This window comes from Brevibacillus fortis (genome assembly GCF_046196545.1).
GTDB lineage: Bacteria > Bacillota > Bacilli > Brevibacillales > Brevibacillaceae > Brevibacillus > Brevibacillus fortis_A.
In genome coordinates this window covers 5887501-5912657 of sequence record NZ_CP176370.1, presented here as the reverse complement: position 1 = coordinate 5912657, position 25157 = coordinate 5887501, and the positions used below count along the sequence as shown (strand labels likewise).

At 49.5% G+C, this 25157-nt stretch carries 24 protein-coding genes (1 of these 24 running past the window's edge); 22 read left to right on the top strand and 2 right to left on the bottom strand.

The genetic code is table 11. The annotated features are described in order from the left end of the window. Positions 1–90: 90 nt before the first annotated feature. Entirely contained in the window at positions 91–1248 is a 1158-nt protein-coding gene (locus tag ACKKE8_RS28740) for an iron-containing alcohol dehydrogenase (RefSeq protein ID WP_409176000.1), read from the bottom strand. 336 nt (positions 1249–1584) lie between these two features. On the opposite strand from ACKKE8_RS28740, the gene ftsE reads away from it, so the two are divergent. The 6 genes from ftsE (at position 1585) to ACKKE8_RS28710 (ending at position 9156) form a co-directional block, all read left to right on the top strand. Beyond that, positions 1585–2271: a cell division ATP-binding protein FtsE gene (gene ftsE, locus ACKKE8_RS28735; RefSeq protein ID WP_015893511.1), complete on the top strand. Its 687-nt coding sequence runs from the start codon at positions 1585–1587 to the stop codon at positions 2269–2271. Beyond that, a complete protein-coding gene (gene ftsX / locus ACKKE8_RS28730; protein ID WP_409175999.1) occupies positions 2261–3157 on the top strand; it encodes a permease-like cell division protein FtsX in 897 nt (298 codons plus the stop codon). The genes ftsE and ftsX overlap by 11 nt, the downstream gene beginning before the upstream one ends. Positions 3158–3184: 27 nt before the next feature. Next, positions 3185–4387 (top strand): murein hydrolase activator EnvC family protein, encoded by a 1203-nt coding sequence (locus ACKKE8_RS28725; RefSeq protein ID WP_409175998.1) that lies wholly within the window; start codon positions 3185–3187, stop codon positions 4385–4387. A 92-nt stretch (positions 4388–4479) separates the two neighbouring features. Beyond that, positions 4480–5949, top strand: coding sequence for a S41 family peptidase (locus ACKKE8_RS28720; RefSeq protein ID WP_409175997.1), 1470 nt, complete (start codon positions 4480–4482; stop codon positions 5947–5949). A gap of 107 nt (positions 5950–6056) precedes the next feature. After that, a complete protein-coding gene (locus ACKKE8_RS28715; RefSeq protein WP_409175996.1) occupies positions 6057–7325 on the top strand; it encodes a PDZ domain-containing protein in 1269 nt (422 codons plus the stop codon). Between the two features lie 121 nt (positions 7326–7446). Next, positions 7447–9156, top strand: coding sequence for a hypothetical protein (locus tag ACKKE8_RS28710; RefSeq protein WP_409175995.1), 1710 nt, complete (start codon positions 7447–7449; stop codon positions 9154–9156). A 64-nt stretch (positions 9157–9220) separates the two neighbouring features. On the opposite strand, the gene ACKKE8_RS28705 is transcribed toward ACKKE8_RS28710, so the two are convergent. Further along, complete coding sequence (locus ACKKE8_RS28705; RefSeq protein ID WP_409175994.1) at positions 9221–10153, bottom strand: flagellar hook assembly protein FlgD; 933 nt, start codon at positions 10151–10153, stop codon at positions 9221–9223. Positions 10154–10333: 180 nt separating this feature from the next. Between ACKKE8_RS28705 and uvrB the strand changes: the two genes are divergently transcribed. From uvrB to ACKKE8_RS28625, 16 genes are all read left to right on the top strand, one after another. Continuing rightward, a complete protein-coding gene (uvrB, locus tag ACKKE8_RS28700) occupies positions 10334–12310 on the top strand; it encodes an excinuclease ABC subunit UvrB (RefSeq protein WP_409175993.1) in 1977 nt (658 codons plus the stop codon). A gap of 15 nt (positions 12311–12325) precedes the next feature. Continuing rightward, entirely contained in the window at positions 12326–15193 is a 2868-nt protein-coding gene (gene uvrA / locus ACKKE8_RS28695) for an excinuclease ABC subunit UvrA (protein WP_409175992.1), read from the top strand. Between the two features lie 66 nt (positions 15194–15259). Then, the gene (locus ACKKE8_RS28690; protein ID WP_409175991.1) at positions 15260–15889 is read left to right on the top strand and encodes an HD domain-containing protein; all 630 of its coding nucleotides are present in this window, start codon (positions 15260–15262) and stop codon (positions 15887–15889) included. Between the two features lie 39 nt (positions 15890–15928). After that, a complete protein-coding gene (locus ACKKE8_RS28685; protein WP_409175990.1) occupies positions 15929–16297 on the top strand; it encodes a phage holin family protein in 369 nt (122 codons plus the stop codon). A 154-nt stretch (positions 16298–16451) separates the two neighbouring features. Then, positions 16452–17387: an HPr(Ser) kinase/phosphatase gene (hprK, locus tag ACKKE8_RS28680; RefSeq protein WP_409175989.1), complete on the top strand. Its 936-nt coding sequence runs from the start codon at positions 16452–16454 to the stop codon at positions 17385–17387. A gap of 15 nt (positions 17388–17402) precedes the next feature. After that, positions 17403–17906 carry a DapH/DapD/GlmU-related protein gene (locus ACKKE8_RS28675; protein ID WP_106838105.1) on the top strand — a complete coding sequence of 168 codons (504 nt, stop codon included), beginning with the start codon at positions 17403–17405 and terminating at the stop codon, positions 17904–17906. 181 nt (positions 17907–18087) lie between these two features. Continuing rightward, entirely contained in the window at positions 18088–19263 is a 1176-nt protein-coding gene (locus ACKKE8_RS28670; RefSeq protein WP_409175988.1) for an ATP phosphoribosyltransferase regulatory subunit, read from the top strand. Between the two features lie 3 nt (positions 19264–19266). Continuing rightward, on the top strand, positions 19267–19914 hold the full coding sequence (hisG, locus tag ACKKE8_RS28665; RefSeq protein ID WP_409175987.1) for an ATP phosphoribosyltransferase: 648 nt from the start codon (positions 19267–19269) through the stop codon (positions 19912–19914). 19 nt (positions 19915–19933) lie between these two features. Then, complete coding sequence (gene hisD, locus ACKKE8_RS28660; protein WP_409175986.1) at positions 19934–21232, top strand: histidinol dehydrogenase; 1299 nt, start codon at positions 19934–19936, stop codon at positions 21230–21232. Next, on the top strand, positions 21229–21828 hold the full coding sequence (gene hisB / locus ACKKE8_RS28655; protein WP_409175985.1) for an imidazoleglycerol-phosphate dehydratase HisB: 600 nt from the start codon (positions 21229–21231) through the stop codon (positions 21826–21828). The genes hisD and hisB overlap by 4 nt, the downstream gene beginning before the upstream one ends. A 1-nt stretch (position 21829) precedes the next feature. Next, entirely contained in the window at positions 21830–22444 is a 615-nt protein-coding gene (gene hisH / locus ACKKE8_RS28650) for an imidazole glycerol phosphate synthase subunit HisH (protein ID WP_409175984.1), read from the top strand. Further along, positions 22441–23190 carry a 1-(5-phosphoribosyl)-5-[(5-phosphoribosylamino)methylideneamino]imidazole-4-carboxamide isomerase gene (gene hisA, locus ACKKE8_RS28645; protein WP_409175983.1) on the top strand — a complete coding sequence of 250 codons (750 nt, stop codon included), beginning with the start codon at positions 22441–22443 and terminating at the stop codon, positions 23188–23190. Before hisH ends, hisA begins: the two co-directional genes overlap by 4 nt. Continuing rightward, positions 23180–23938 carry an imidazole glycerol phosphate synthase subunit HisF gene (hisF, locus tag ACKKE8_RS28640; protein WP_409175982.1) on the top strand — a complete coding sequence of 253 codons (759 nt, stop codon included), beginning with the start codon at positions 23180–23182 and terminating at the stop codon, positions 23936–23938. The genes hisA and hisF overlap by 11 nt, the downstream gene beginning before the upstream one ends. Then, entirely contained in the window at positions 23935–24579 is a 645-nt protein-coding gene (gene hisIE, locus ACKKE8_RS28635) for a bifunctional phosphoribosyl-AMP cyclohydrolase/phosphoribosyl-ATP diphosphatase HisIE (RefSeq protein WP_409175981.1), read from the top strand. The genes hisF and hisIE overlap by 4 nt, the downstream gene beginning before the upstream one ends. A 391-nt stretch (positions 24580–24970) precedes the next feature. Then, positions 24971–25096 carry a hypothetical protein gene (locus ACKKE8_RS28630; protein WP_409175980.1) on the top strand — a complete coding sequence of 42 codons (126 nt, stop codon included), beginning with the start codon at positions 24971–24973 and terminating at the stop codon, positions 25094–25096. A gap of 41 nt (positions 25097–25137) precedes the next feature. Beyond that, on the top strand, positions 25138–25157 hold the 5' portion of the coding sequence (locus ACKKE8_RS28625) for a hypothetical protein (protein WP_409175979.1). Its footprint extends 163 nt past the window's final position; the window shows 20 of its 183 coding nt (coding positions 1–20); it begins with the start codon at positions 25138–25140; its stop codon lies off the right edge, out of view.

The window sequence follows — 25157 nt, the reverse complement described above, 5'->3', positions numbered from 1 at the left end:
AAACATAGAAAATTTATGAAGCCTTAGTTCTGTCTTATACTGGACTAAGGCTTCTTTATATATTTTTAAAACCGAAATACGATACTAGATTTACAAACTTAATCGAAGAATCTGTGCCACATCGTCACTCGTCAACGTCTTAAACTGACCGATCGGACCAAACGGAGTGGCTTTTTCGGCCATGAGCTGCAAGTGCTCGTCGGTGATGTCGTAATCAGCCAATCGGGTCGGGGCACCGATACGCGCAAAGAACGCTTCTGTAGCGGCAATCCCTTCTAAGGCGATCTCATCATCTGTCTTGCCGGAAGGATCGACATTCCATACCTCTGTTGCGAAGCGCATGAAGCGAGCGACGTTTTCACGGTACACATAGCGCATCCATTTGGGGAAGATGATAGCCAGACCGCCACCGTGCGGGATGTCGTAAACAGCACTGACAGCATGCTCAATGGAGTGGGTTGCCCAGTCTGTTGTGACGCCAACAGGCAGAGTGCCGTTCAATGCCATTGTTCCGCAGTACAGGATGTTGGCGCGGGCATCGTAGTCTTCCGGATTGGTAAGGACGCGTTCTGCATTTTCGATGACGGTCTTCATGATCGACTCAGCAAAACGTGTTTGCAGTGGAATTTCGGTTGTATGCGTGAAATACTGCTCGAATACATGGGACAAAATGTCGCTGATTCCGTAGATCGTTTGGTCGCGAGGTACGCTAAACGTATGCTCAGGATCCAGAATCGAAAACGCCGGAAACGTCGTGCCAGCTCCATGCTTTTCTTGTGTCTCCCAGTTGGTGACGACACTTCCGCGGTTCATTTCAGAACCAGTAGCAGCAAGTGTCAGTACGGTACCGAGGGGCAGAGCTTCTTGTGCGATCGCTTTACGAGCATAAAAATCCCATACATCTCCCTCGTAAGGCACACCAATCGCGACTGCTTTGGCCGCGTCGATTACACTGCCTCCACCAACTGCGAGTATCCAATTGACACCCTCTTGGCGGCATAGCTCAATTCCTTTGTTCACGGTACTCAGACGTGGATTTGGCTCCACTCCTGCCAACTCATGTACGCGGCAGCCGGCAGACTGGAGGAAAGAAATCACTTTGTCGTAGAGTCCGGTTCGTTTTATACTGCCACCACCATATACCAAAAGAACAGTGGGACCTAGCTGTCTTGCTTTTTCCTCGAGCTGGGCCAATTGACCCCGTCCAAAAATCAGCTGTGTCGGGTTATGGTAAACAAAATTTTCCACGTTATATCCAGCTCCTTCTACATGAATACCCTCTTGTCACACTCATTGTAGCCAACTGTTTTCCATGAAGCTAGGCGGGAATGTGCAATCTTATTTTCTCCCTAATTCGTGACAGTTGTTAACAATCGAAGCTGTTTCGACAAGAAATGAGAGATTTAGTGGATACCATCCTTGAATCGTGGTGGTATAATGGATAAGATGGGGAATCCCGCTGTTTTTCAACAAGGTATGGCAGCGGTTGCTAGTGGGTAGAGGGGTTTTGTCGATTTTACCGTTAACAAAAAATCAGGATCAAGATACATAAAGAAGGATCTGACGAAGTAGGATGTGATTTGCTTGATCGAAATGTTCGATGTGTGGAAAACATACCCGAATGGTACGAATGCTTTGAAAGGTATCAACATTCGAATCGAGAAGGGTGAATTTGTGTACGTAGTTGGCCCTAGTGGAGCGGGTAAATCTACGTTTATCAAATTGATGTACCGTGAAGAGAAGCCGACGAAGGGACAAATCTTTTTGGGTGGCTTCAATGTCAGCAGAATCAAAGAGCGTCAAATTCCATTAGTCCGCCGCAGTATCGGTGTCGTGTTCCAGGACTTCAAGCTGCTGCCGACGTTGACTGTTTTCGAAAATGTCGCATTTGCGATGGAAGTAATCGAGAGCAATCCGAAACAAATCAAGCCGCGCGTGATGGATGTTCTGGGACTCGTAAAGCTCAAGCATAAAGCAAAAATGCTGCCAAGCGAGCTGTCCGGTGGTGAGCAGCAACGTGTTGCCTTGGCGCGAGCACTGGTAAATAGTCCGGGAATTATTATCGCGGACGAGCCGACGGGGAACTTGGACCCTGAGACCTCTTGGGAAATCATGAAGCTGTTTGAAGAAATCAATCAGCGAGGAACGACGGTCGTCATGGCGACTCACAACAGAGAAATTGTAAACACCATGAGAAAACGGGTGGTTGCGATCGAAGCAGGCCAAATCGCCCGTGATGAGCAGAGAGGGGAATACGGTTATGAAGATTAGGACGCTGGGGCGCCATGTCCGTGAAGGGGTCAAAAACCTCGGGCGGAACGGCTGGATGTCGTTCGCTTCTATTAGTGCCGTGACCATTACCCTCTTTATCTTGGGCGTTTTCCTCGTCCTGGCGATGAACGTCAATTACTTTGCACAATCCGTCGAAAAACAAGTGGAAATTCGCGTTTTCATGGACTTGCTGGCGACAAAAGAAAACATCACGCAGGTTGAGAATAACATCAAGAAGCTTCCGCAAGTGGAGTCTGTTTCATTTATACCGAAAGACCAGGGGCTGAAGCAGTTTAAAGAGAGCCTTGGTGAAAAAGCGTACTTGTTTGAAGGGCTGGAGGAAAGCAATCCCCTGCCGGATGCGTTTGCAGTAAAAACAAAACAACCACAAGACACTGCTACGGTGGCAGCGCAAATCAAAAATTTCCAGTATGTTAAGAGCCTGACCTACGGGGAAGGCACTGTAGATAAGTTGTTTTCATTGACCGAAGCAGTCCGTAATGTCGGGATTGTCTTTATTATCGGTCTCGGTTTTACAGCAATGTTCTTGATTGCCAACACGATTAAGCTGACGATTGTCGCACGTCGCAGAGAGATTGAAATCATGAAGCTGGTAGGTGCCACGAACTGGTTTATCCGTTGGCCATTTTTTGTGGAAGGGCTCTTGATGGGTGTGGCAGGGGCATTGATTCCGACCATTATGTTAACGGTTGGGTATTACTACCTCCTGGATGCCATTCACTCCAGCTTTGAAGCTTCCCAACTGTTTAAGCTGTTGCCGCTATTCCCGCTCGTGTATCAAGTGGCGCTGGCTTTGCTGGCGATTGGTGCATTCATCGGGATTTGGGGAAGTTTGGTGTCCGTACGTCGTTTCTTGCGAGTTTAATAATTTGAAGAGCGTGGGAGGAGTAACATGAGAAAGAGAATCCTGCTAGCACTCGTAATCACTGGGCTTGTGGTCGGTACTGTGCTCCCGACGAATGTGAGCTTGGCAGCGCCTAGTAAGGCCTCTTTGGACAAGATTAATCGAGAGCTAAAAGAAATCCAAAAGAAGAAGAAAAACCAGCAGCAGCAATTGAAGAAGACCGAAGAACAGATCAATGTCGTGCAAAAAGAGAAAAAAGGCTTGGAGACGCAATTGATGCAAATTGATTTGCGTCGCAACGATACACAGAAAAAGCTGGACAAGCTTGAGCAGCAAATGGATGATACCAAGGAAAAAGCAGCACACGCTCAGGATCAGCTGGATGAAGCAAAAGACCGCGTAGCGAAAAGGGATGCCTTGCTCAGAACGCGTGTGACTTCCATGTATGAACGCGGTACGATCTCCTATTTGGATGTACTTCTCGGTTCCTCTGACTTTGGGGACTTTTTGACGCGTATGCAGGCCTTGCAGCTTATTTTGGAGCAGGATACACGTATTTTAGAGGATAACATTCGCGATAAGGAAACAATCGAGACCAAAAAGAAAGAAATTGATCATCAACTGACTGTGTACGCCGGGATGTTCGATGAGGCTGAGGAGCTCAAAGTCGAATTGGACAAGCAGTACAAGCAAAGTCTAGTGGTCAAGGCTGAACTGGATAAGAAAGAATCTGCACTGGAAGTGGATTTGGAGCAGTATGGACAGGAGCTTTTGGCTAGCACCAAACTGGAAGCAGCAAAATACGCGGAACGAGTACGTGCGATGAGCGCTTCCAGTACAGGCTACAAGGGTGGAAAGTTTGCCTTGCCAGTCGCAAGTGGACAATTCCGCTTCTCTTCGGGCTTCGGAATGCGGAAAGATCCGTTTACAGGCCGTTCAGCTGGGCATAATGGTTTAGATATGGCAGCACGGAAAGGAACGCCAATTATGGCTGCGGCTGACGGGATCGTTCTCTTTGCAGGATATAACGGCGGCTACGGGAATACAGTAATGATCAAGCATAACGCAGAATATACCACTCTGTACGGACATATTCGTGAGGGTGGGATCAAGGTTTCTGTTGGGCAATCCGTATCGAGGGGTCAAAAGATCGCAGAGGTAGGATCAACAGGTCGCTCAACCGGGAATCACGTGCACTTTACCGTCTATAAAAATGACGTAGCAGTCAACCCAATGCCGTATTTGAAGTAGACCCTCGTGCGACCAGACAAATATTGTTAACGGAACATGCATAAACTAGCAGCATATCTTTTTCCGGAAGCACAAAGGATGGTGACGTAACAGTGAGATGGAAAGGACGTACCGTAATCGCGCTTGTACTCATCTCGATGGTAGCCAGCAGTTTTATTACGATGGCGATCATGAAGACATCGGCTAGCGCCAGTTCAAGTCAAGGTGGGGCTTTAACAGCATCCAGCATGGCGCTGTTTTCTGGGAACGGAGATTATCCAAAAGAGTTCCAGAAGCTGTACGAGGCGTTTTCCGCGATTAAGAAAGATTACATCCAAAATGTCACCAATGAGCAGTTAGTAGAAGGTGCAATTGGCGGAATGGTCGGGTCGCTCGAAGATCCGTACAGTGATTACATGGACCCTCGTTCTGCTGAGGAGTTCACATCTACCCTACACTCGACATTCCAAGGGATCGGGACAGAAGTAACGATGCAAAATGGTCGGGTAACGGTTGTTTCGCCATTCAAAAACTCCCCAGCAGAGCGTGCAGGGCTGCGGCCAAACGACCAAATTTTGAGTGTAAATGATGAATCCCTTGAAGGATTGGATCTGCATCAGGCAGTGACGAAGATTCGTGGTCCAAAAGGAACGAAGGCGGTTCTCAAAGTAGTGAGGGCCGGAGTGCCGGAGCCTCTTACTATCGTGTGTGTGCGTGACGATATTCCGATTGAGACGGTAAACAGTCAGATCATCGAGAAGAACGGTGTTAAAGTAGGGGTGATCAACCTTACCCAATTCTCGACAGACACAGCTAAGCACTTCAAAGAACAGCTGGCTGCTCTTGAGCAGAAGGGGATTGGTGGTCTGGTTATTGACGTTCGAGGCAATCCGGGCGGGTATTTGCTGGCTGTGAAAGAAATCGGAGAAATCCTCGTACCGAATAAAGGCAAGATCGTGCAAATCGAGTATGGAAATGGCGGACAGCAAAAAGAAGAGTATTTCTCGACTACAGAAACTGCTAAGCCTTATCCAATCTCGGTACTGATTAATGGTGGAAGCGCCAGTGCTTCGGAGATTCTCGCAGGTGCTCTGCGGGATAGCGGCAACTACAAGCTGGTCGGTGAGAAGACCTTTGGTAAAGGAACCGTTCAGAGTACAATGGAAATGAACGACAAGAGCCAATTGAAGCTGACGATTGCCAAATGGGTCACGCCGAAGGGCGAATGGGTCCATAAAAAAGGCATTACGCCAGACTTTGCAGTCAAGCAACCCGACTATTTCAACGCAACTCTGTTACCGGCGGATACAGTATTGCAGCGCGATATGGCTGGCACTGACGTGAAAAACCTGCAACTCATCCTGAAGGGCTTGAATCTGTCCCCAGGACGAGAAGATGGCTATTTTGATGAAAAGACAGAGGATGCAATCAAGCAGTTCCAAACCTCCAACAAACTTGAGGTAACTGGCAAAGTAGACGCGAAGACACGTTCTTCTCTGGAAGAAAGTCTCCGTAAAACGATGACGAAGCCAGAAAATGACCTGCAATTGCAAAAAGCTCTGGATGTAGTCACGGGAAAGTAATGAATAATCAAGAAAATGGAAGAAGGTAATTACCTTCTATTCGTAGAAATGATAACCACGGCAAATCAAATGCCGTGGTTTTCTTTCTTTTAGTTGAGGTGAGGCAATTGGCGATACAGGCAGATATGCTTACCATTGCATATGGCTTTGCCGCATTTTTTATCAATCCTGTTTTCTATCTCTTTCTGGTTTTTATTTATTTGCATTATCGCAGACAGATGAACCTGGAAAGACAGCTTTTTTCTGCACGCATTCAGTCCCCCTTGCTCTCGACGATACGGGCTGTAGGGATGGGCTTGGTGGGAGGCTTGCTTATTTCTCTTCTTAGTGCAGGACTCGGCGTGGTCGTACAAGCACAGGATTTGTGGATACTATGGGGATTGGCGCTCATCTTGGCGCTGATTCGTTTACGGTTTCTCTGTTTCGCATATGCTGCAGGGATTTTGGCGATTTTACACGCGATCACACAGGTCATTCCACCGGTTACGGATGTTCCTGGATTGAGCTATGTCTGGGAAATGATTCGTCAGGCGAAACCTTTGCCGTTGCTTGCGTTAGTTGCGGTCATGCATCTGATTGAAGCGATGCTCGTACGCTGGAATGGCGGGCGGGACGCTTCTCCGCTATTCGTGGAAGGGCAGCGTGGTCGGATTGTCGGTGCCTATTTGCTTCATTCTTTTTGGCTGACGCCAGCCGTGCTGTTCGTACAGATGGAGCCAGGTGCTATCAGTGGTGCGTTGTATCCGGGATGGCCGTTCTTTTCGCCGGAAGCCGCTTCATTCGGACTGATGCTTTTGCCGACGGTGACTGGATTCTCGGATATGACGCAAACGATGACTCCGTATAGAAAAGCAGCACAGGTTGCGAAAAATTTGACGCTGTATGCGCTCATTTTGTTGGGGTTGTGCGCTCTGGTAGTATGGTTTTATCCGTTGATCTTGCTGGCCGCGATCTTTGCACTATTCGGTCATGAGGCGCTGTTTTTCTGGAGTCAGTATCAAGAAAGAAAACGTTCGCCTTATTTCATCCAATCTTCGCGCGGTGTAAAAGTAATGGGTGTCATTCCGGGTACGAGAGCAGAGGAGATCGGCATCACACCCGGTGAGATTATCGTGAAAGTAAATGGCATTTCGGTCCGGGAAAAAGAAGATTTATATCCGGCGCTACAAGCCAATCCTGCCTTTTGCAAAATGGAAGTACTCACGCATGAAGGCGAGCTGAAGTTCGTACAGTGTGCGGTCTATGCCGGCAATCATCACCAACTGGGGATCATTGTGGTTCCGGATGCAAATACCCGTGCATTTGTTGATTTGAAACGCGCCAGTGTAGTCGAGCTGATCAAGCAAAAGCTGGAGAAGCTGAATGTAGGAGCATAAGGATAGTTGGGGAGAAGGTATGCAGACAAAAGTGCATACCTTCTTTTTTTCGAGAAAAGCTTGTCCATTCGGTAACTTACTGGTGGCAGTTGCGTCTCAATGTAGGAGGAAAAAAGAGGGAGTGGGTCCGGTGTTCAAAGTGAAAAGAACGGTCTCGTGGTTTTTGTCGGGTACATTAGCTGCCGCCACAGTTTTTGCCGCCCCCTTATCAGGAGTAGGCGCAACGAGTCCTGTGACCGTAGCGCAGGCTCAATCGGTTGTGGCTGTGCCGATGCATGTGACGAAAGGTGTCCAAAAGCTAGTCAAGCTTTTACCGGAGCTGTCTTCGCGCTATGTCGTTTACGGTGGCGATGTGGATGGACCTGGTGTTAGCGGGGTGGTGGTCACGTTTGCACAGTCTGCTGCTGAGGCTGAGTCGGCCATGGATGATGCGATTTTTGACGGACAGACAGGTGAGTTGCTCAGGCTGAATCTTACCTCGAAAGCAGCAACAAAGCCTGCGTACCCGACTGAGCAGCAGGCCAAAACACGTGCGCTGGCTTTTGTCGCTGGTTTGCAGGGAACAGGTACAGGTAACACCTATCAAGCGAGAGAGGTTTATAAAAATAAGGACCTATTGACGGTTCGACTGGTGCGAGTCCTAAATAATGTGGTGCTCGATGACGATTATGATTGTCTTGTCAGTTTTGATGCCTCGGGAAGAATCGTTTGGTTTTCCACGTTTGATGGTAGGTTATACGAAAAAGTAAGTCCCTCTTCACTCCCATCTCCGCAGCGCGTCATCTCCGTCGAACAAGCTGTACGAAATTGGCAAGAAAGCCGTCCATTGGAACTCGTTTATTTATTGCCCATTCATAATCATAGCGATCAGGTAGAAGCGAAGCTCGCTTATGTCCTGAAAAATGGAATCATAACGCAACAACATACTGGTAGTGCGTTGGATGCTTTTAGTGGCAAACGATTGGTAACAAAGAATACCCAAGCGACAACCAACCCGTCTCAGACCATCAATGTGACTGGAACAGGTGAGAAGTGGGTAGCGCAAACAGAGCCGCAAGCACGTGATTTGTTACGCATGTTGTTTCGAATCGAAACAGAAAAGCTGCCGCTGTTCATCTACGAGGCGAGTTACAATGATGGTCCAGCCCTTCGTTATTTCATATGGGGAAATTTTGGTGAAGGGGTTCCCGATGCCGACAAAATATCTCGAATGGCTACCTTTCCTGAGGGAAGCAGTAATGGTGAGCAACGGCATCTCCTCGTGACGGATGCAAAGACTGGTGAACTGCTGGAATTTTCCACAAAGGTGAACAATCCACAATGGTCTAACGTGAAAACGAATAAGAAGCGGGATCGAATGGAAGCGGATAAGCTTTTGAAAAGACTGGCTCCGTCTGGAAGCAATCAGATACAAGTAACGGAGGATGGAGATGAAAGATACACCTCGATCATAGCTGATCCCCTTGTGAACGGCATCCCGGTATATGGGATCAATCAGAGTGTGGAACAGGGGATGTATTCGATTCGGATCGATTCATGGACGGGTACATGGGAGCAGGTGAGCATAAATAAACCGGCCAGTGTCAAATACCCGGCCCGTTCCAACGCGCTTAAAGAACAAGTGGCTATGACCCGTTTACTGCAAACCTATCCACTTGAGTTGACCTACATCCACCAGCCAGATTATAAAAAAGACACGATTACCTGGAAGCTCGGCTACGACCTTTCGTTTCGCCAAACTCGCTCGCATTGCTTCTGCGGGGGAGAATTTAAAGTAGATGATACGTTTTATGTGGATGCGATAACCGGAAAAGTGATCGTAAACGAATAGGAACCTGAAAAAGAAAAAGCCGCCTTCTCCGATTTCGAAGATGTGCGGCTTTTTGTATAGGATACTAGGCAGTTGCTTCGAATCCTGTGATTTGATTGAGACCGACTTTCTTATCATCCTGGAGGACGAATTCGACTACTCCGTTTTTCATGCTGACAGCTTTGACCACTCCGGTAAGAGGAGTATTGGTAGTAGTGCCGTCCGGATTCGTTTGGGACTGGTTGTACGTGATGTTGTAGCCGATCATTTGCGCGTAGGCAAGGGAGTTACCCATTGTTCTGTTTTCAGGCTTCACCGTCATGCCTACGATTTCTTCGGCTTTTACGGTTGAACCATTATCCAGTTGGAACTGTGCGGTACCGTTTTTGGTGGTAAAGCCAGTGATGACGCCATTCAAGATTTCATCAACCTTGGAAATGTCATTTGTGGTAGCTGGATTGCCATCCCGGTCGACTTCCTTGGTTACTTTATAGGAAATCTCTCGACCGATCATTTCCATGTACTTCACACTGTTATCGAGCGTATTACCAGCCAGACCTTGCGATTCCAGTCCGGAGACGTCTGCCAGCGGAATCGGTGTCGATTCACCTGCGATACGGAAGTAGATTTTGCCTTGATCCATGTAGACGGCATCAAGTACGCCTTCTTTCTGCTCCGTCGAAGTTTCTCCCGTCATCTCGTCTTTTGTGGTAATAGAATACGAAGCTGTACGACCTACCAGCTTTTCATACTTTTCCAAAGTGACCATGCTGTTGTTCGATTGCTCCATCAGCGTGGTCATTTTCGTGATTTTTTCTACCATAGTCAGCATACTTGTTTGCTGGATGAACTGAGAGTTGTCCATTGGGGACATAGGGTCTTGATGCTTTAACTGCTCCAGCATGAGCTTCATAAAGGCATTTTGGTCGAGCTCGGTGGTGAATTCTTTTTTGCCTTTATAGCTCATATGCGGTTGTATATAAGGGTTATTTTTGACGGTTGTTCCGGTATCTGACATGTCTATCCTCCCTGAAGGTGGCGAGTCTATCTGTGCATGTTTGTACTTCCTTCATCTTATATCGGAAAAATCGGTGGAAAGATAAAGACAAACGTTTGTTCGAATTTTGGGCTTAAACTAGCCGGAATTGTGTTATAATGGAAGTAGAAACAGTCATGCTATGAGGAGATGAACGAGGGAATGGAGCGTTTTGAATTGGTATCGGAGTTTCAACCGTCCGGTGACCAGCCGACCGCCATTGCCGAGCTGGTGGCAGGGTTACAGGCTGGCAAGCGACACCAGACATTGCTGGGTGCGACGGGAACGGGAAAGACTTATACGGCTGCCCAGGTAATTGCTCAGGTGAACAGGCCAACACTCGTGATGGCACACAACAAAACTCTGGCAGCTCAGCTTTGTGCAGAGTTTAAGGAGTTTTTCCCGAACAACGCGGTGGAATACTTCGTCAGCTACTACGATTACTATCAACCCGAAGCATACATTCCCCAATCGGATACGTTTATTGAAAAAGACTCGAGCATTAACGACGAGATCGACAAGCTCCGTCACTCGGCTACCAGTGCTTTGTTTGAACGCCGAGATGTTATCATTGTTGCCTCCGTCTCCTGCATTTATGGATTAGGTTCGCCCGAGGAGTATCGGGAGTTGCTCTTGTCTTTACGTGTTGGCATGGAAACAGGACGGGACGAGATTTTGCATCGTCTGGTCGATATCCAGTACACACGCAACGACATCAACTTCACGCGCGGTACGTTCCGTGTACGGGGTGACGTCGTGGAGATTTTCCCTGCCTCAGAGAGTGAGCAGGCGATTCGCGTTGAGTTTTTTGGAGATGAAATAGAGCGGATTACTTCAATTGACGTACTGACCGGCGAGATTTTGGGACAGCGTGATCACATTGCCATCTTCCCTAAATCCCACTATGTGACGCGTGAGGAGAAAATGAAGCTGGCTGTCCAAAGCATCGAGGCCGAGCTGGAAGAAAGATTGAAAGAATTCCGTGAAGCGGGCAAGCTCTTGGAAGCACAGCGACTGGAGCAACGAACACGGTATGATATTGAGATGATGATGGAGATGGGCTTTTGCTCCGGTATTGAAAACTACTCGCGCCATCTGACAGGACTGCCTGCCGGGCATGCTCCGTATACCTTGTTGGATTACTTCCCAGAAGATTTTATCGTCATGATGGATGAGTCGCATATGACCTTGCCGCAGGTTCGGGGGATGTATAACGGTGACCGCGCAAGGAAGGACGTACTGGTCGATCACGGATTCCGTCTGCCTTCTGCACGCGATAACCGCCCACTCAAGTTCGAGGAGTTTGAAGGAAAGCTGAAACAAGCGATCTACATTTCAGCTACACCTGGCCCTTATGAGCTGGAGCACAGCCCGGAAATGGTGCAGCAGGTGATTCGTCCGACAGGCTTGATTGACCCAACGGTAACGGTACGTCCGATCAAGGGACAGATTGACGATTTGATTGGCGAAATTCAAGCCACGATTGCGAAAAATGAGCGGGTTCTCGTTACGACTTTGACGAAGAAAATGTCTGAGGATTTGACGGACTATCTGAAAGAAATCGGAATCAAGGTCCGCTATCTGCACTCGGATATTAAAACGATCGAGCGGATGCAGATTTTACGTTCATTGCGCTTGGGTGAGTTTGACGTGCTGGTCGGGATCAACCTCTTGCGGGAAGGCTTGGACTTGCCGGAAGTATCCCTTGTGGCGATTTTGGATGCAGACAAGGAAGGCTTCCTTCGCAATGAGCGCTCGCTGATTCAGACGATTGGTCGGGCTGCGCGGAACTCAGAGGGACGCGTTATCATGTACGCGGACAAAATGACTGATTCGATGACTTCTGCCATTCGGGAGACGGAGCGTCGCCGGGCTATCCAGGTCGCTTACAACGAAAAGCACGGCATCACGCCGCAAACCGTGAAAAAGTCAGTCCGCCAAGTGATCGAGGCGACCAAGGTAGCGGAGGAAAAAGCAGATTACTTGCCACATGCAGACTTCAAAAAAATGCCGAAGAAGGATCGCGTGGCTGTCATAGAACGTATGGAAGAAGAAATGAAAGAAGCGGCACGCAACCTCATGTTCGAGCGTGCGGCCGAATTGCGTGATTTGATTCTTGAGCTGAAGGCGGAACTCTAAGGAGAGGTTTTTTTCATGCCATTAGAACATATTGTTGTAAAGGGTGCACGTGCCCACAACCTGAAAAATATTGATGTAGTCATTCCGCGGGACAAATTCGTCGTTTTGACGGGTTTGTCTGGATCGGGTAAGTCCTCGCTCGCTTTTGACACGATTTACGCAGAAGGACAACGGCGTTATGTCGAGTCTCTGTCTGCATACGCCCGTCAATTTCTCGGGCAAATGGACAAGCCGGACGTGGATTCGATTGAGGGACTTTCCCCTGCGATTTCGATTGACCAGAAAACGACGAGCCGCAACCCTCGCTCTACGGTAGGTACGGTTACGGAAATCTACGATTATTTGCGCCTTTTGTATGCGCGTGTTGGTAGAGCAGTTTGCCCGGAGCATGGCATCGAGATTCAATCCCAGACCATTGAACAAATGGTCGATCGACTGATGGAGTATCCCGAGCGTACGCGAATGCAGATTCTCGCGCCTATGGTACAAGGACGCAAGGGAGAGCACGTCAAGCTGCTGGAGGACATCCGCAAGCAAGGCTTCGTCCGTGTGCGGGTCAATGGTGAAATTACCGATCTGTCCGAAGACATCAAGCTGGAAAAGAACAAGAAGCATAACATTGAGGTTGTCGTTGACCGGATCGTCGTGAAGCCGGATGCACAGGCGCGTCTCGCAGACTCCTTGGAAACGGCACTTCGTCTAGCAGATGGCAAGGTCATCGTCGATGTCATGGAGCAAGAAGAGCTGCTGTTCAGTGAAAAGCATGCTTGCGCGATATGTGGATTCTCCATCGGGGAGCTGGAGCCGCGGATTTTCTCTTTTAACAGCCCGTTTGGTGCTTGCTCGGAGTGTGATGGTCTGGGTGTCAAGCTGGAGGTAGACCCAGATATGGTCGTTCCCGATGCGACGAAGACGCTCGATGACGGGGCGATTGGCGCATGGGAGCCGAAGACTTCTACTTACTATCAACAATTGTTAGAATCAGCTTGCCGTCATTTTAACATTCGGATGGATGTGCCATATGAGGAGCTTACGGCAGCGCACCGACAAATCTTGATGTACGGCAGTGAAGGCGAAAAAATTCACTTCCGCTACGAGAATGAGTTTGGGCAAGTGCGTGAGGCAGTCGTACCGTTCGAAGGTGTCGTTATTAACCTGCAACGACGTCATCTGGAGACGAGCTCGGATTACATCCGCGAGCAGATCGAAGGCTTCATGAGCCAAAAGGCGTGTCCTGTCTGCAAAGGTCAACGTTTGCGTCAAGAGAGCTTGGCGGTAAAGGTCGGGGAGCGCAGCATTTCTGAGCTGACTACCCTGTCGATTCTCGATGCGCATCAGTTTGTCGATGGGCTGGAACTGACAGAGCGGGAAACGAAGATCGCGAACCTGATCGTAAAAGAAATCAAGGCGCGACTGAACTTCTTGATTGATGTTGGACTGGATTACCTGACCCTGAGCCGTGCGGCGGGAACACTGTCCGGAGGAGAAGCGCAGCGGATTCGACTGGCTACGCAGATCGGTTCTAGCCTGATGGGCGTTCTCTACATTTTGGATGAGCCGAGTATCGGACTGCATCAGCGGGATAACGCACGTCTGATCAAGACGTTGGAGCATATGACCAAGCTGGGGAATACATTGATCGTCGTCGAGCATGACGAGGATACGATGATGGCCTGCGATTATATTATCGATATTGGACCGGGCGCTGGCATACATGGTGGTCAAATCGTCGCGGCAGGAACTCCGGAAGAAGTCATGAAGGACCCTAACTCCTTGACTGGTGCTTATTTGAGCGGGCGCAAATTCATCCCTGTACCGATGGAGCGTCGCAAGCCTTCGGACAAATGGATCAAGATTGAGGGCGCGAAGGAAAACAACCTGAAAAACGTCACTGCGAAGCTTCCTCTAGGCGTTTTTGTTGCCGTAACCGGTGTATCTGGCTCAGGGAAAAGTACACTGATCAATGAAATTTTGCAAAAGACACTGGCTCGCGATTTGAATAAGGCAAAGGTGAAGCCAGGGGAGCATCGCCGTATTCTGGGGTTGGAGCATTTGGACAAGGTGATCGACATCGACCAATCTCCAATTGGACGTACACCACGTTCCAATCCGGCGACATATACAGGTGTCTTTGATGATATTCGGGACCTGTTTGCTTCCACCAACGAAGCCAAAGTGCGCGGCTATAAAAAAGGTCGTTTCAGCTTTAACGTCAAAGGCGGACGTTGTGAAGCGTGCAGCGGTGACGGGATCATTAAAATTGAGATGCACTTTTTGCCGGATGTGTATGTGCCTTGCGAAGTTTGCCATGGCAAACGCTACAACCGCGAGACGCTTGATGTAAAATACAAAGGCAAGAACATTGCGGATGTGCTGGAAATGACCATTGAGGATGGCGTAGAGTTTTTCCGCAACCTGCCAAAGATTGAGCGCAAACTACAGACGATTGTAGACGTAGGGCTAGGATACGTAAAGCTTGGGCAGCCTGCTACGACGCTCTCAGGCGGGGAAGCGCAACGTGTCAAGCTCGCATCTGAGCTGTATCGACGCAGCACAGGGCGTACGCTTTACATTCTGGATGAGCCGACAACTGGTCTGCATACGGATGACATTGATCGTTTGTTGAAGGTACTGCAACGATTGGTGGAAAACGGGGAGACGGTGCTAGTCATTGAGCACAATCTCGATGTGATCAAGACGGTGGACTACATTGTAGATTTAGGTCCAGAGGGCGGTACCCGCGGCGGAGAGATTATCGGAACGGGTACACCGGAAGAAGTGGCACAATTGGAAGGCTCGTACACGGGTATCTATTTGAAGCCGATTTTGGAACGCGACAAAGAACGGACGAATGCCAAGCTAGAGCAATTCGTTTCGAAGTAATCGATAGACAGCCTCCCTGATTCAGGGAGGCATCTTTGCTAGGTGGACGCAAAGGGGGAGGAAAAGATGGATTACGTGAAGGAATCGCTTGCCGCACTACCTGCCGATCTGGTGGCAGAAGCACAGAGGCGCTTTGATGGACAAGATCCAGCACACGATTGGCAGCATAATTTGCGTGTGATGGCGATTTGTGAGCGGATTGGCCGCGAGGAAGGGGCAGACATGGAAGTGCTGCGCCTCGCTGCATTGCTGCATGACATCGGGAGAGCAGAAGAACGGCAAACAGGAGAGTGCCATGCCGAAATCAGCGCAAGACTAGCAGGGGAATGGCTCTCCGAACGCAGTATAACGGAAGCATTCATCTCACGTGTACAGTCTGCAATTCTCGCCCATCGTTTTCGCAAAGAACGACCTCCACATACCTTGGAAGAAAAGGTCTTGTTTGATGCCGACAAGCTGGATTCGATTGGGGCTATTGGAGTGGCTCGGGTTTTTGCTTATACTGGGGTTATTGGGCAACCCATACAATCGGATGACCCCAATCAGCATACACCTTACAAGGAATACACTTGGAAGCTGCAGCGCATCAAAGACAAGCTTTTCACCAAGACTGCCCAGAAAATCGCCGAAGACAGGCATCGATTCATGATAACGTTTTTTGAGCAATGGGAATGGGAAGTAACGGGGATTCGTTAATCGTTGCGCGAAGGCAAGACTGTATAGGGGGAATGCACCATGAGCCGCTGGATAATCAAAATGCTTTTAAATGGGGCTGCGCTGCTTCTGATCAGTAATTGGTTCCATTCCATTTATGTCGCGAATTTCACAGTAGCACTATGGGCTACGTTGATTTTGGGGATGGTCAACACAGTGATTCGGCCGATTATGCTGTTTTTTACTTTTCCCTTGCAGGTATTGACGATCGGTTTGTTCTGGTTTGTCATTAATGCCGTGACGTTTGCGTTGACTGCCTACTTTATCGATGGATTTGAAGTGGGGCCATGGCCTGACAACATTGGCACTGTCATCGTGGCAGCAGCACTGATGAGTATTTTTGGCTACCTCATTGAAGTTGTGGTAGGGATGAGAAAAGAAAAGAGGTAGTATGTTCGAAAAAGCCCCGTATTCTCTCAAATGAGTCGCGGGGTTTTTGCCTAATAAGGATGCTCGGTCCTATTAGGTTGTCGTAAGTACAGAGGTTTCGATACAATAGAGAACAACCATAGGGACGGAAAATCCCATGTGAGGGGGAAGCTTCATGCGTAAGACGAATGTGAGCCATTTAGTGGACCATTTCAATATGACGATCTTGAGCGGGGAAGAGGGCTTGGGGCGTGAGATTACCGTAACAGATTTGAGTCGTCCCGGCCTGCAGTTAGCCGGTTACTATTCGTATTATGCGGAAGAGCGGATTCAATTGTTCGGCTTGACGGAAATCAACTTTTTCCAGACGCTGACCCCAGAGGAACGGCTGGAACGGATGAATTTTCTCATGCAAAGTCAGGTTCCTTGCTTCTGTGTGACCCGTAATCAGATGGTGCCTGAAGAGATGACTGACGTTTCCAATCGGTTGGGGGTACCTGTACTTCAGTCCCCGCTGGCAACGACGACGCTAGTCGGGAAAGTGACCAACTTCCTGGAGAATCGTCTTGCACCAACGACGACGATACATGGGGTACTCACAGACATTTACGGGGTCGGCGTTTTGATTATGGGATCGAGCGGGATCGGGAAGAGTGAAGCAGCACTTGAGCTTGTAAAGCGCGGACACCGACTCGTAGCAGATGACGCAGTGGAGATTAAGCAGACACAGGGCGGGCAGCTAAGTGGTAGCGCTCCTGAGCTGATTCAGCATCTCTTGGAAATCCGCGGTGTGGGGATTATCAACATTATGACGATGTTTGGTGCAGGTGCCGTGCGCAATGTAAAGAACATCGAGATGGTTGTTCAGCTAGAGTTGTGGGAGCCACATAAAATGTACGAGCGGTTGGGGCTCGATGAGGAAACATTGAAGATCATGGATACAGAAATTCCGATTATTACCGTTCCTGTTCGACCAGGACGAAACTTGGCAGTCATTATTGAGGTTGCAGCGATGAACTTCCGTCTGAAACGGATGGGTTACAACGCAGCGATGCACTTCACACGCAAACAGTCGAATGCCATTTTAGAAGATGCCGATTCTGACTTGTAGGAGAAAGAGACGCATATGAGGAAGACAACACGTTATCCCGTAAATGGGGTAAACCCGCTTTGGCACATGTATCGAACGGTAAGCTTCTGGAAAGTCATGAAAAATTTCATCGTTATCCAACTCTCCAGATATACGCCGATTGTTTCATGGAAGAACTGGATGTACCGCACATTTTTGCGAATGGAAGTAGGGCAGCATAGTGCGGTTGCGTTGATGGTGATGATGGATATCATGTTTCCCGAGAAAATCAAGATCGGTCGTAATTGCGTGATCGGGTACAATACGACCATACTTGCGCATGAATATTTAATAGATGAATACCGTTTGGGAGAAGTGATTATTGAGGATGCTGTCCTGGTGGGGGCAAACACTACCATTTTGCCGGGAGTAACGATCGGCAAAGGGGCCATTGTCGCAGCGGGAACGGTTGTTCATAAAGATGTCCCGCCTGGTGCCTTTGTGGGTGGGAACCCCATGCAGCTCATTCGAACGAAAGCTTCAGAGGAAGAAGTCATGTAGCGTCTCTTCCCTTGTGATCAGCCGTCAGGTGTTTATCCTGGCGGTTTTTTGTTTTGTGTTAAATTTTCCGACTATTCTCATCTCGGTTGACCTAAGATTCTCGACGTGGTAATCTTCTTCATAATACTTTAGTTTGTTACCATATTAGCAGAGTAAAGCGAATGTGATGGAGGGAACAAGGATGGCAAAACCCTTGGGATTCGAAAAGCCGCTCGGGATGCGGGACATACTGCCGGAGTCACTGGCGAAACAACGGCACTTGGAGCGGGAGCTACGGCAGTGTATCGAGAGATGGGGCTATGACGAAATATCCACACCCTCTTTGGAATACTTCGATACGGTAGGAGCAGCAAGTGCGACACTAACAGACCGGATGTTTCGCCTCCTGGATAAACAAGGCCACACCGTGGTCCTCCGTCCGGATATGACAACGCCAATTGCAAGGGTTGTTTCCTCCCTTTATAAAGATGTTCCATTGCCGATTCGGTTGTATTACCAGGCAAATGTGTTTCGGGCACAAGAAAAGGAAGCGGGACGGAATGCAGAGTTTTCACAAACCGGGATCGAGCTGATTGGAGATGCTTCTGTCGATGCGGATGCGGAAGCCATTGCACTTGCTGTGTTTTGCTTGCGAGCAGCCGGTGTGGAAACATTTCGCATTGCCATTGGGCATGTCGATTTCGTAGACGGTCTTTTGGAGGAAGAGATTGAGGATGAGCATGTTCGCAATCAATTCCGCCAGTTTTTGTACGAGCGGGACTTCGTTGGCTTCCGGCAGCTACTCGCGACAGTAGACATCCCTTCGGAGGCAAAAAGCCGATTGGAATCCTTGTTGCGCCTGCAAGGGGGAAAAGGGAAGATTGAGGTCGCCCGCGAATTGGCAGGCAACGGAAAGGCAGGGAGGGCAGTCGAGACGATTGCTTCCTTGTGGGAGTCGTTAGAAGCCTACGGAGTAACGGAAGATTTGTTGATCGATTTCAATCTGATCATCAATTTGAACTACTATACAGGCATCGTTTTCGAAGGGTACGCTGCAGACTTGGGCTCCCCGCTATTGGGCGGAGGACGCTACGATCAATTGCTCTCCCAATTTGGGCGTGCTGCATCCGCCACAGGCTTTGCGATCAAGATGGATCGGCTGCTTCAGGTCACTCCATTCGTAAAAGGGCAAGCACCCGTGCGAGTTTTGCTTGTTTACACGGAGGATTGCCGCGGCACCGCTTTGACAGAGGCACAGCAATTGCGTGAGGACGGGCTCGTAGTAGTGACACGTCTCGTCTCCAGAATAGATGAGAAACAGGTTGGACAAGAAGCAGGATATACCAAGGTCATTTGCATGACACAACAGGAGGAGTAGGAGATGGCACTCACGAAAAACGAACAAAAGCTGACGATCGCCATGCCGAAAGGGCGGATTTTTGAAGAGGCCGTCCACTTCCTTCAGCAGGCTGGCTTGCAGGTCACTGCGGATCTACAAGATTCTCGTAAACTGATCATCCCTGTGGAGAATGCCAAGCTCGAATTCATTATGGCGAAGCCTACCGATGTTCCTACTTATGTAGAGTATGGGGTGGCTGACGTTGGAGTGGTCGGCAAGGATGTTTTAATGGAAGAAGAACGAGATGTTTACGAGCTGCTGGATTTGCATATCGGCTACTGTCGCATGATGGTAGCGGGTCTGCCAGATTGGAAACCGACTGAAGCGCTGCGTGTTGCGACGAAATATCCGAAGATTGCGTCACGTTATTTTCGTGAGCAGGGACAGCAGGTTGAGGTTATCAAGCTGAATGGTTCAGTAGAGCTTGCACCGATGATTGGACTGGCTGATCGTATTGTGGATATTGTCTCGACTGGTAGGACATTGCGGGAAAATGGCTTGGTCGAACTGGAGAGCATTTGTGAAATTACGACGAGGCTGATTGCCAATCGAGCCAGCTATCGGATGAAAAGTGAAGCGGTGGATGAGATCGCCGGAAAATTTTTAGAGGTTATTCCTCGCGGGAACTAGAGAAAAAGGGGAGACAGCCATGCGTATCATGTCAGCCAGCCAGTATGACGGGAAACGATCGGTAGACGCAGGGACGAGAGAACAGCAAGAAGCGGTGAAGGCGATCCTCACCTCGGTTCGCCAGCAAGGGGACGAAGCGCTGCGCTATTACACGGAACGATTTGATCGTGTGCTGCTACAAAACTTCCGTGTGAGCGAAGGTGAATTTGCAGAAGCAAGTGAGCTCGTTTCTACACAAGTAAAGGCAGCGTTGAAGGAAGCAGCCGAAAATATTCGGGCGTTTCACGAGCGACAAGTGCGTCAGTCCTGGTTTACCACCAAAGAGAGTGGCACATTGCTGGGCCAACTGATACGTCCGTTGCAGCGCGTAGGATTGTATGTACCAGGCGGAACGGCAGCTTATCCTTCTAGCGTTTTGATGAATGCCATCCCTGCCAAAATCGCAGGTGTTCCACAAGTCGCCATTACGACACCACCAGGAGCGGATGGGAAAATCAACCCTGCGATACTAGTTGCGGCCCAAATTGCAGGAGTAACTGAGATATACAAGGTAGGTGGGGCACAGGCAATCGCGGCACTGACCTACGGAACGGAGCAAATCAAAGCGGTTGACAAAATTGTAGGGCCCGGCAATATTTTCGTGGCACTGGCAAAGCGAGAAGTATTCGGATTGGTCAGTATCGACATGGTGGCAGGGCCTAGTGAAATTGCGGTGATCGCAGATGAAACGGCCAACCCGCGTTACGTCGCAGCTGACCTGCTGTCTCAAGCCGAGCATGATCCGATGTCAGCCGCTATATTGGTTACGTCATCGCAAGCGCTGGCGGAGCAGGTGTCACAGGAAGTCGAGCGACAGCTTGCCGATCTTCCACGCAAATCGATTGCGGAAGTGGCGATACGCGACTACGGCGCCATTTTACTCGTCGACGATTTGGACGAAGGGTTTGCCGTCATCAACCGTATCGCACCCGAGCATTTGGAAATCATGATGGCAGAGCCGTTTGAGCATCTCGGAAAAGTGGAAAACGCAGGTGCGATTTTCCTCGGCCCATACAGCTCAGAGCCAGTCGGCGATTATTTTGCCGGTACCAATCATGTGATTCCTACGAATGGAACGGCACGTTTTTCCTCGCCATTATCCGTCGATGATTTTATCAAGAAGTCGAGTGTCGTTTCCTACAGCAAACGAGATTTGCAGGAAAATGGACATAAAATCGTGGCACTGGCAGAGCAGGAAGGATTGTCTGGGCACGGTCGAGCTATCCTTGCGAGATTACGAGATTTTGAGACCGAAGAGCAGGAGAGTGAAAAGAGATGAGTGAAGGGAAACAACGTGCAGCACAGATCGAACGCAATACGAATGAGACGCAGATCGCGCTTTCCTTTGGTGTAGACGGCGCGGGGGAGAGCGAGCAAAACTCAGGTGTTCCATTTCTGGATCATATGCTAGACCTGTTTACCCGACACGGACATTTTGACCTGACTGTCAAGGCAAAGGGAGATATCGAAATCGATTATCACCACACGGTGGAGGATATCGGGATTTGTCTTGGGCATGCTCTGCGGGAAGCCTTGGGAGACAAAAAAGGCATCAAGCGTTATGGAAATGCGTTTGTCCCGATGGATGACGCGCTCGCACAGGTCGTCATTGACATTAGCAACCGCCCTCATCTGGAATATCGCGCTACGTATCCTACGAATATGGTTGGTCAGTTTCCGACGGAGCTGGTGCACGAATTTTTATGGAAGCTCGCACTGGAGGCGCGGATCAATCTGCATGTGATCCTGCACTACGGTCACAATACGCACCACATGATCGAGGCGATTTTCAAAGCGCTGGGTCGTGCATTGGATGAAGCGACGACGATCGATCCGCGTGTAAAAGGGGTCCCGTCAACAAAAGGGGTTTTGTAACATGATCGGCATCATCGATTACGGCATGGGGAATTTGTACAGTATGAGCAAGGCTTTGGAAAGGCTGGGCTATTCGTACGAGTTCGTCTCTCAAGCAGAGCGTCTTCAAGAATATAGCGGGTTGATTTTGCCGGGAGTTGGGGCGTTCGGGGATGCTATCACCAACATACGCGAGCTTGGATTAGAGCATGCGATCAAGGGATACGCAGCAGCAGGTCGTCCGATCTTGGGCATTTGCCTCGGCATGCAGCTCTTGTTCGAGAAAAGTGCAGAACATGGCGAGCATACGGGCTTGGGACTGCTCGGTGGTGAGGTCGTTCGTTTTCGCGGGGATTACAAGGTACCGCATATGGGCTGGAACCAACTGAAGATAAAGCAAAAGCAACCGTTACTAAACGGTGTGCAGGAGGGCGATTACGTTTATTTTGTTCATTCGTATCATGTCCTGTGCCAGTCTGATGTCTTGCTTGCGACGAGTGACTATCACCAGGAGGTCACAGCCATTGTGAATCGTGACAACGTATACGGTATGCAGTTTCACCCGGAAAAGAGCGGAGAGACAGGAATGCTGCTGCTACGTAACTTTGCCGTTCAATGCGAGGGGGTTTTGACATGAGCTTTATCGTTTATCCGGCGATCGATATTCGCGGAGGCAAGTGTGTTCGACTTTTCCAAGGAGATTACGGGAAAGAGACAGTGTACGCTGATTCACCGCTCGCGATGGCGAAGAGCTGGGTAGAGCAAGGTGCGTCATGGATTCATCTCGTCGATTTGGACGGGGCAAAGGAAGGCAAGCCTGCAAATGCAGCGCTCATCAAAGAGATAGCGCGCTCGATCCCTGTACCCGTGCAGGTTGGAGGCGGCATTCGAACAGAAGAGCAGATCGCGGACTATTTGGAAGCGGGTGTCGCGCGAGTGATCGTCGGGACTGCTGCTATCGAAGACGAGCCTTTTACGAAGCGAATTCTTCAAAACTATGGGGACAAAATCGCAATTGGTTTGGACTGCCGGAATGGGCTGGTGGCTACCAGAGGCTGGTTGACCACGACAGATGTCCAAGCGACAGAGCTTGCCAAACGGTTGGTTACGTATGGTGCTGAGACGTTTATTTACACCGATATCGCCCGTGATGGCACGATGACAGGACCCAATGTAGAAGAAATTGCAGCCTTGGCGATGGCTACAGGAAAATCGGTGATTGCCTCGGGAGGCGTCAGCCAACTGGACGACTTGTTGACGCTGGCTGCCCATGCTTCGGACGGAGTCTCTGGTGCCATTGTTGGCAAAGCACTCTACACGGACGCTTTTACATTGGAAGAAGCGCTCCAGCGTATGGAGGGGCGTGAATCGCATGCTGGCTAAACGAATTATCCCGTGTCTTGATGTAAAAGACGGACGTGTGGTAAAAGGTGTGCAGTTCGTCGGCCTGCGCGATGCAGGGGACCCGGTTGAACTGGCAAAAAAGTATAGCGATGAGAGAGCGGACGAGCTGATCTTTCTCGATATTTCTGCGTCCCACGAAGGGCGCAAGACGATGGTGGATGTCATCGAAAAAACGGCCGCAAACATTACGATTCCTTTCACGGTTGGTGGTGGCATTAACAGCGTCGACGATATGAAAAGGATATTGCGTGCGGGCGCGGACAAAATCTCGTTGAATACAGCGGCTGTTTTGCGTCCGGAATTGATCCGCGACGGAGCCACGGTCTTCGGCTCACAATGTATCGTCGTGGCGATCGACGCGAGAAGTGTCGGGGAAGATCGCTGGGAAGTGTATACCCACGGTGGACGGAATGCGACGGGGAGGGATGTCATCCGTTGGGCGCAGGAGGCAGAAGCGCTCGGAGCGGGCGAAATCCTTTTGACCAGCATGGACGACGACGGGGAAAAGAAAGGCTTTGGGCTCGAATTGACCAAGCGGGTATCAGAAGCGGTCGGGATTCCGGTCATTGCTTCTGGTGGAGCGGGCTCAAGGGAGCATTTTTACGATGTGCTAACGCAAGGAAAAGCAGATGCCGCGTTGGCCGCTTCCATTTTTCACTATGACGAGACGTCGATTCACTCGGTCAAAGAGTATTTGCAAACCAAAGGAGTTGTCGTACGACCATGACAGGAGCAGAAGTGTTTGCAGTGGGAAAATTGCGTTTTGACGAAAAGGGCTTGATCCCTGTCATCGTGCAGGATGCCGGAAGCAAGACAGTCTTGACGCTTGCCTATATGAATGAGGAATCGCTACAAAAGTCATTGGCGACCAAAGAAACATGGTTTTGGAGCCGTTCCCGACAACAATTGTGGCACAAGGGTGAGACCTCGGGTCATACACAGCGGATCGTCTCTATGCGGTATGATTGCGACGGAGATGCACTGGTTGTGATGGTCGAGCCGAATGGGCCTGCTTGTCATACGGGAGCTTACAGCTGTTTCTCACAGGAAGTTCTCACCGATACAGATGATGAATCGGTACAAGCAGATCGGTTTGCGATCCTGAGTGAGCTCGAAGAACTGATTGCTGCGCGGGAGGCAGAGCGACCGGAAGGCTCCTACACCACGTACCTGTTCGAAAAAGGCGTAGACAAAATCCTGAAAAAGGTCGGGGAAGAGGCTGCCGAGGTCATTATTGCAGCGAAAAATCGAAGTCGTGAGGAGCTACGGTATGAGGCATCTGATCTGATCTTTCACTTGATGGTTTTGTTGCGGGAGCAAAAGCTGCCGCTGGGTGAAGTGCTGACGGAGCTTCAGAGGCGTCGTTAACAAATGAAGTAATAACCACCTCTGTTTCCAGAGCGTGGTTTTTTTGTTAGAATAATCGGTATCTTACTGCGAAAGGTGTGGTGACCATGAACAAATTCAAGCTCACTTTAAACCAAAGAGACGCCATTTTCCAACACCAATCGAAGGGTAGGATACCAAATGATCAAAGGGAGTTTAGTAGAATTACGACCAGTTATTGCTGAGGATATGGAGAGACTGTTCCATTGGGCAACGATGAAGAAGCGGCCAAATGGGCAGCGGGCTCAGGTAAGGTAACCTATAGTTATGTTTCACTCGACTCATTGAAAGCTATGTATGAGGAAAACGTTCGTGCCCTTAAATCGGGTGCAGCTGGATACGTGGAGCGGAAATACACGAGCCATTCGCGCTTATGAAAAATCAGGCTTTGTGTATAGAAGGACGACTGCGCCAAAATGAATATGTAGATGGGCAGTATTACGACACCATCACGATGGGGCTGCTGCGCGAAGAGTTTTACCAGCGAGCAAAGGAATAGTCCTCCTAAAGCTTTTTCGCTAGCGGCAATTGCATAGGGGGATGGAAAGATTTTTGTTCGC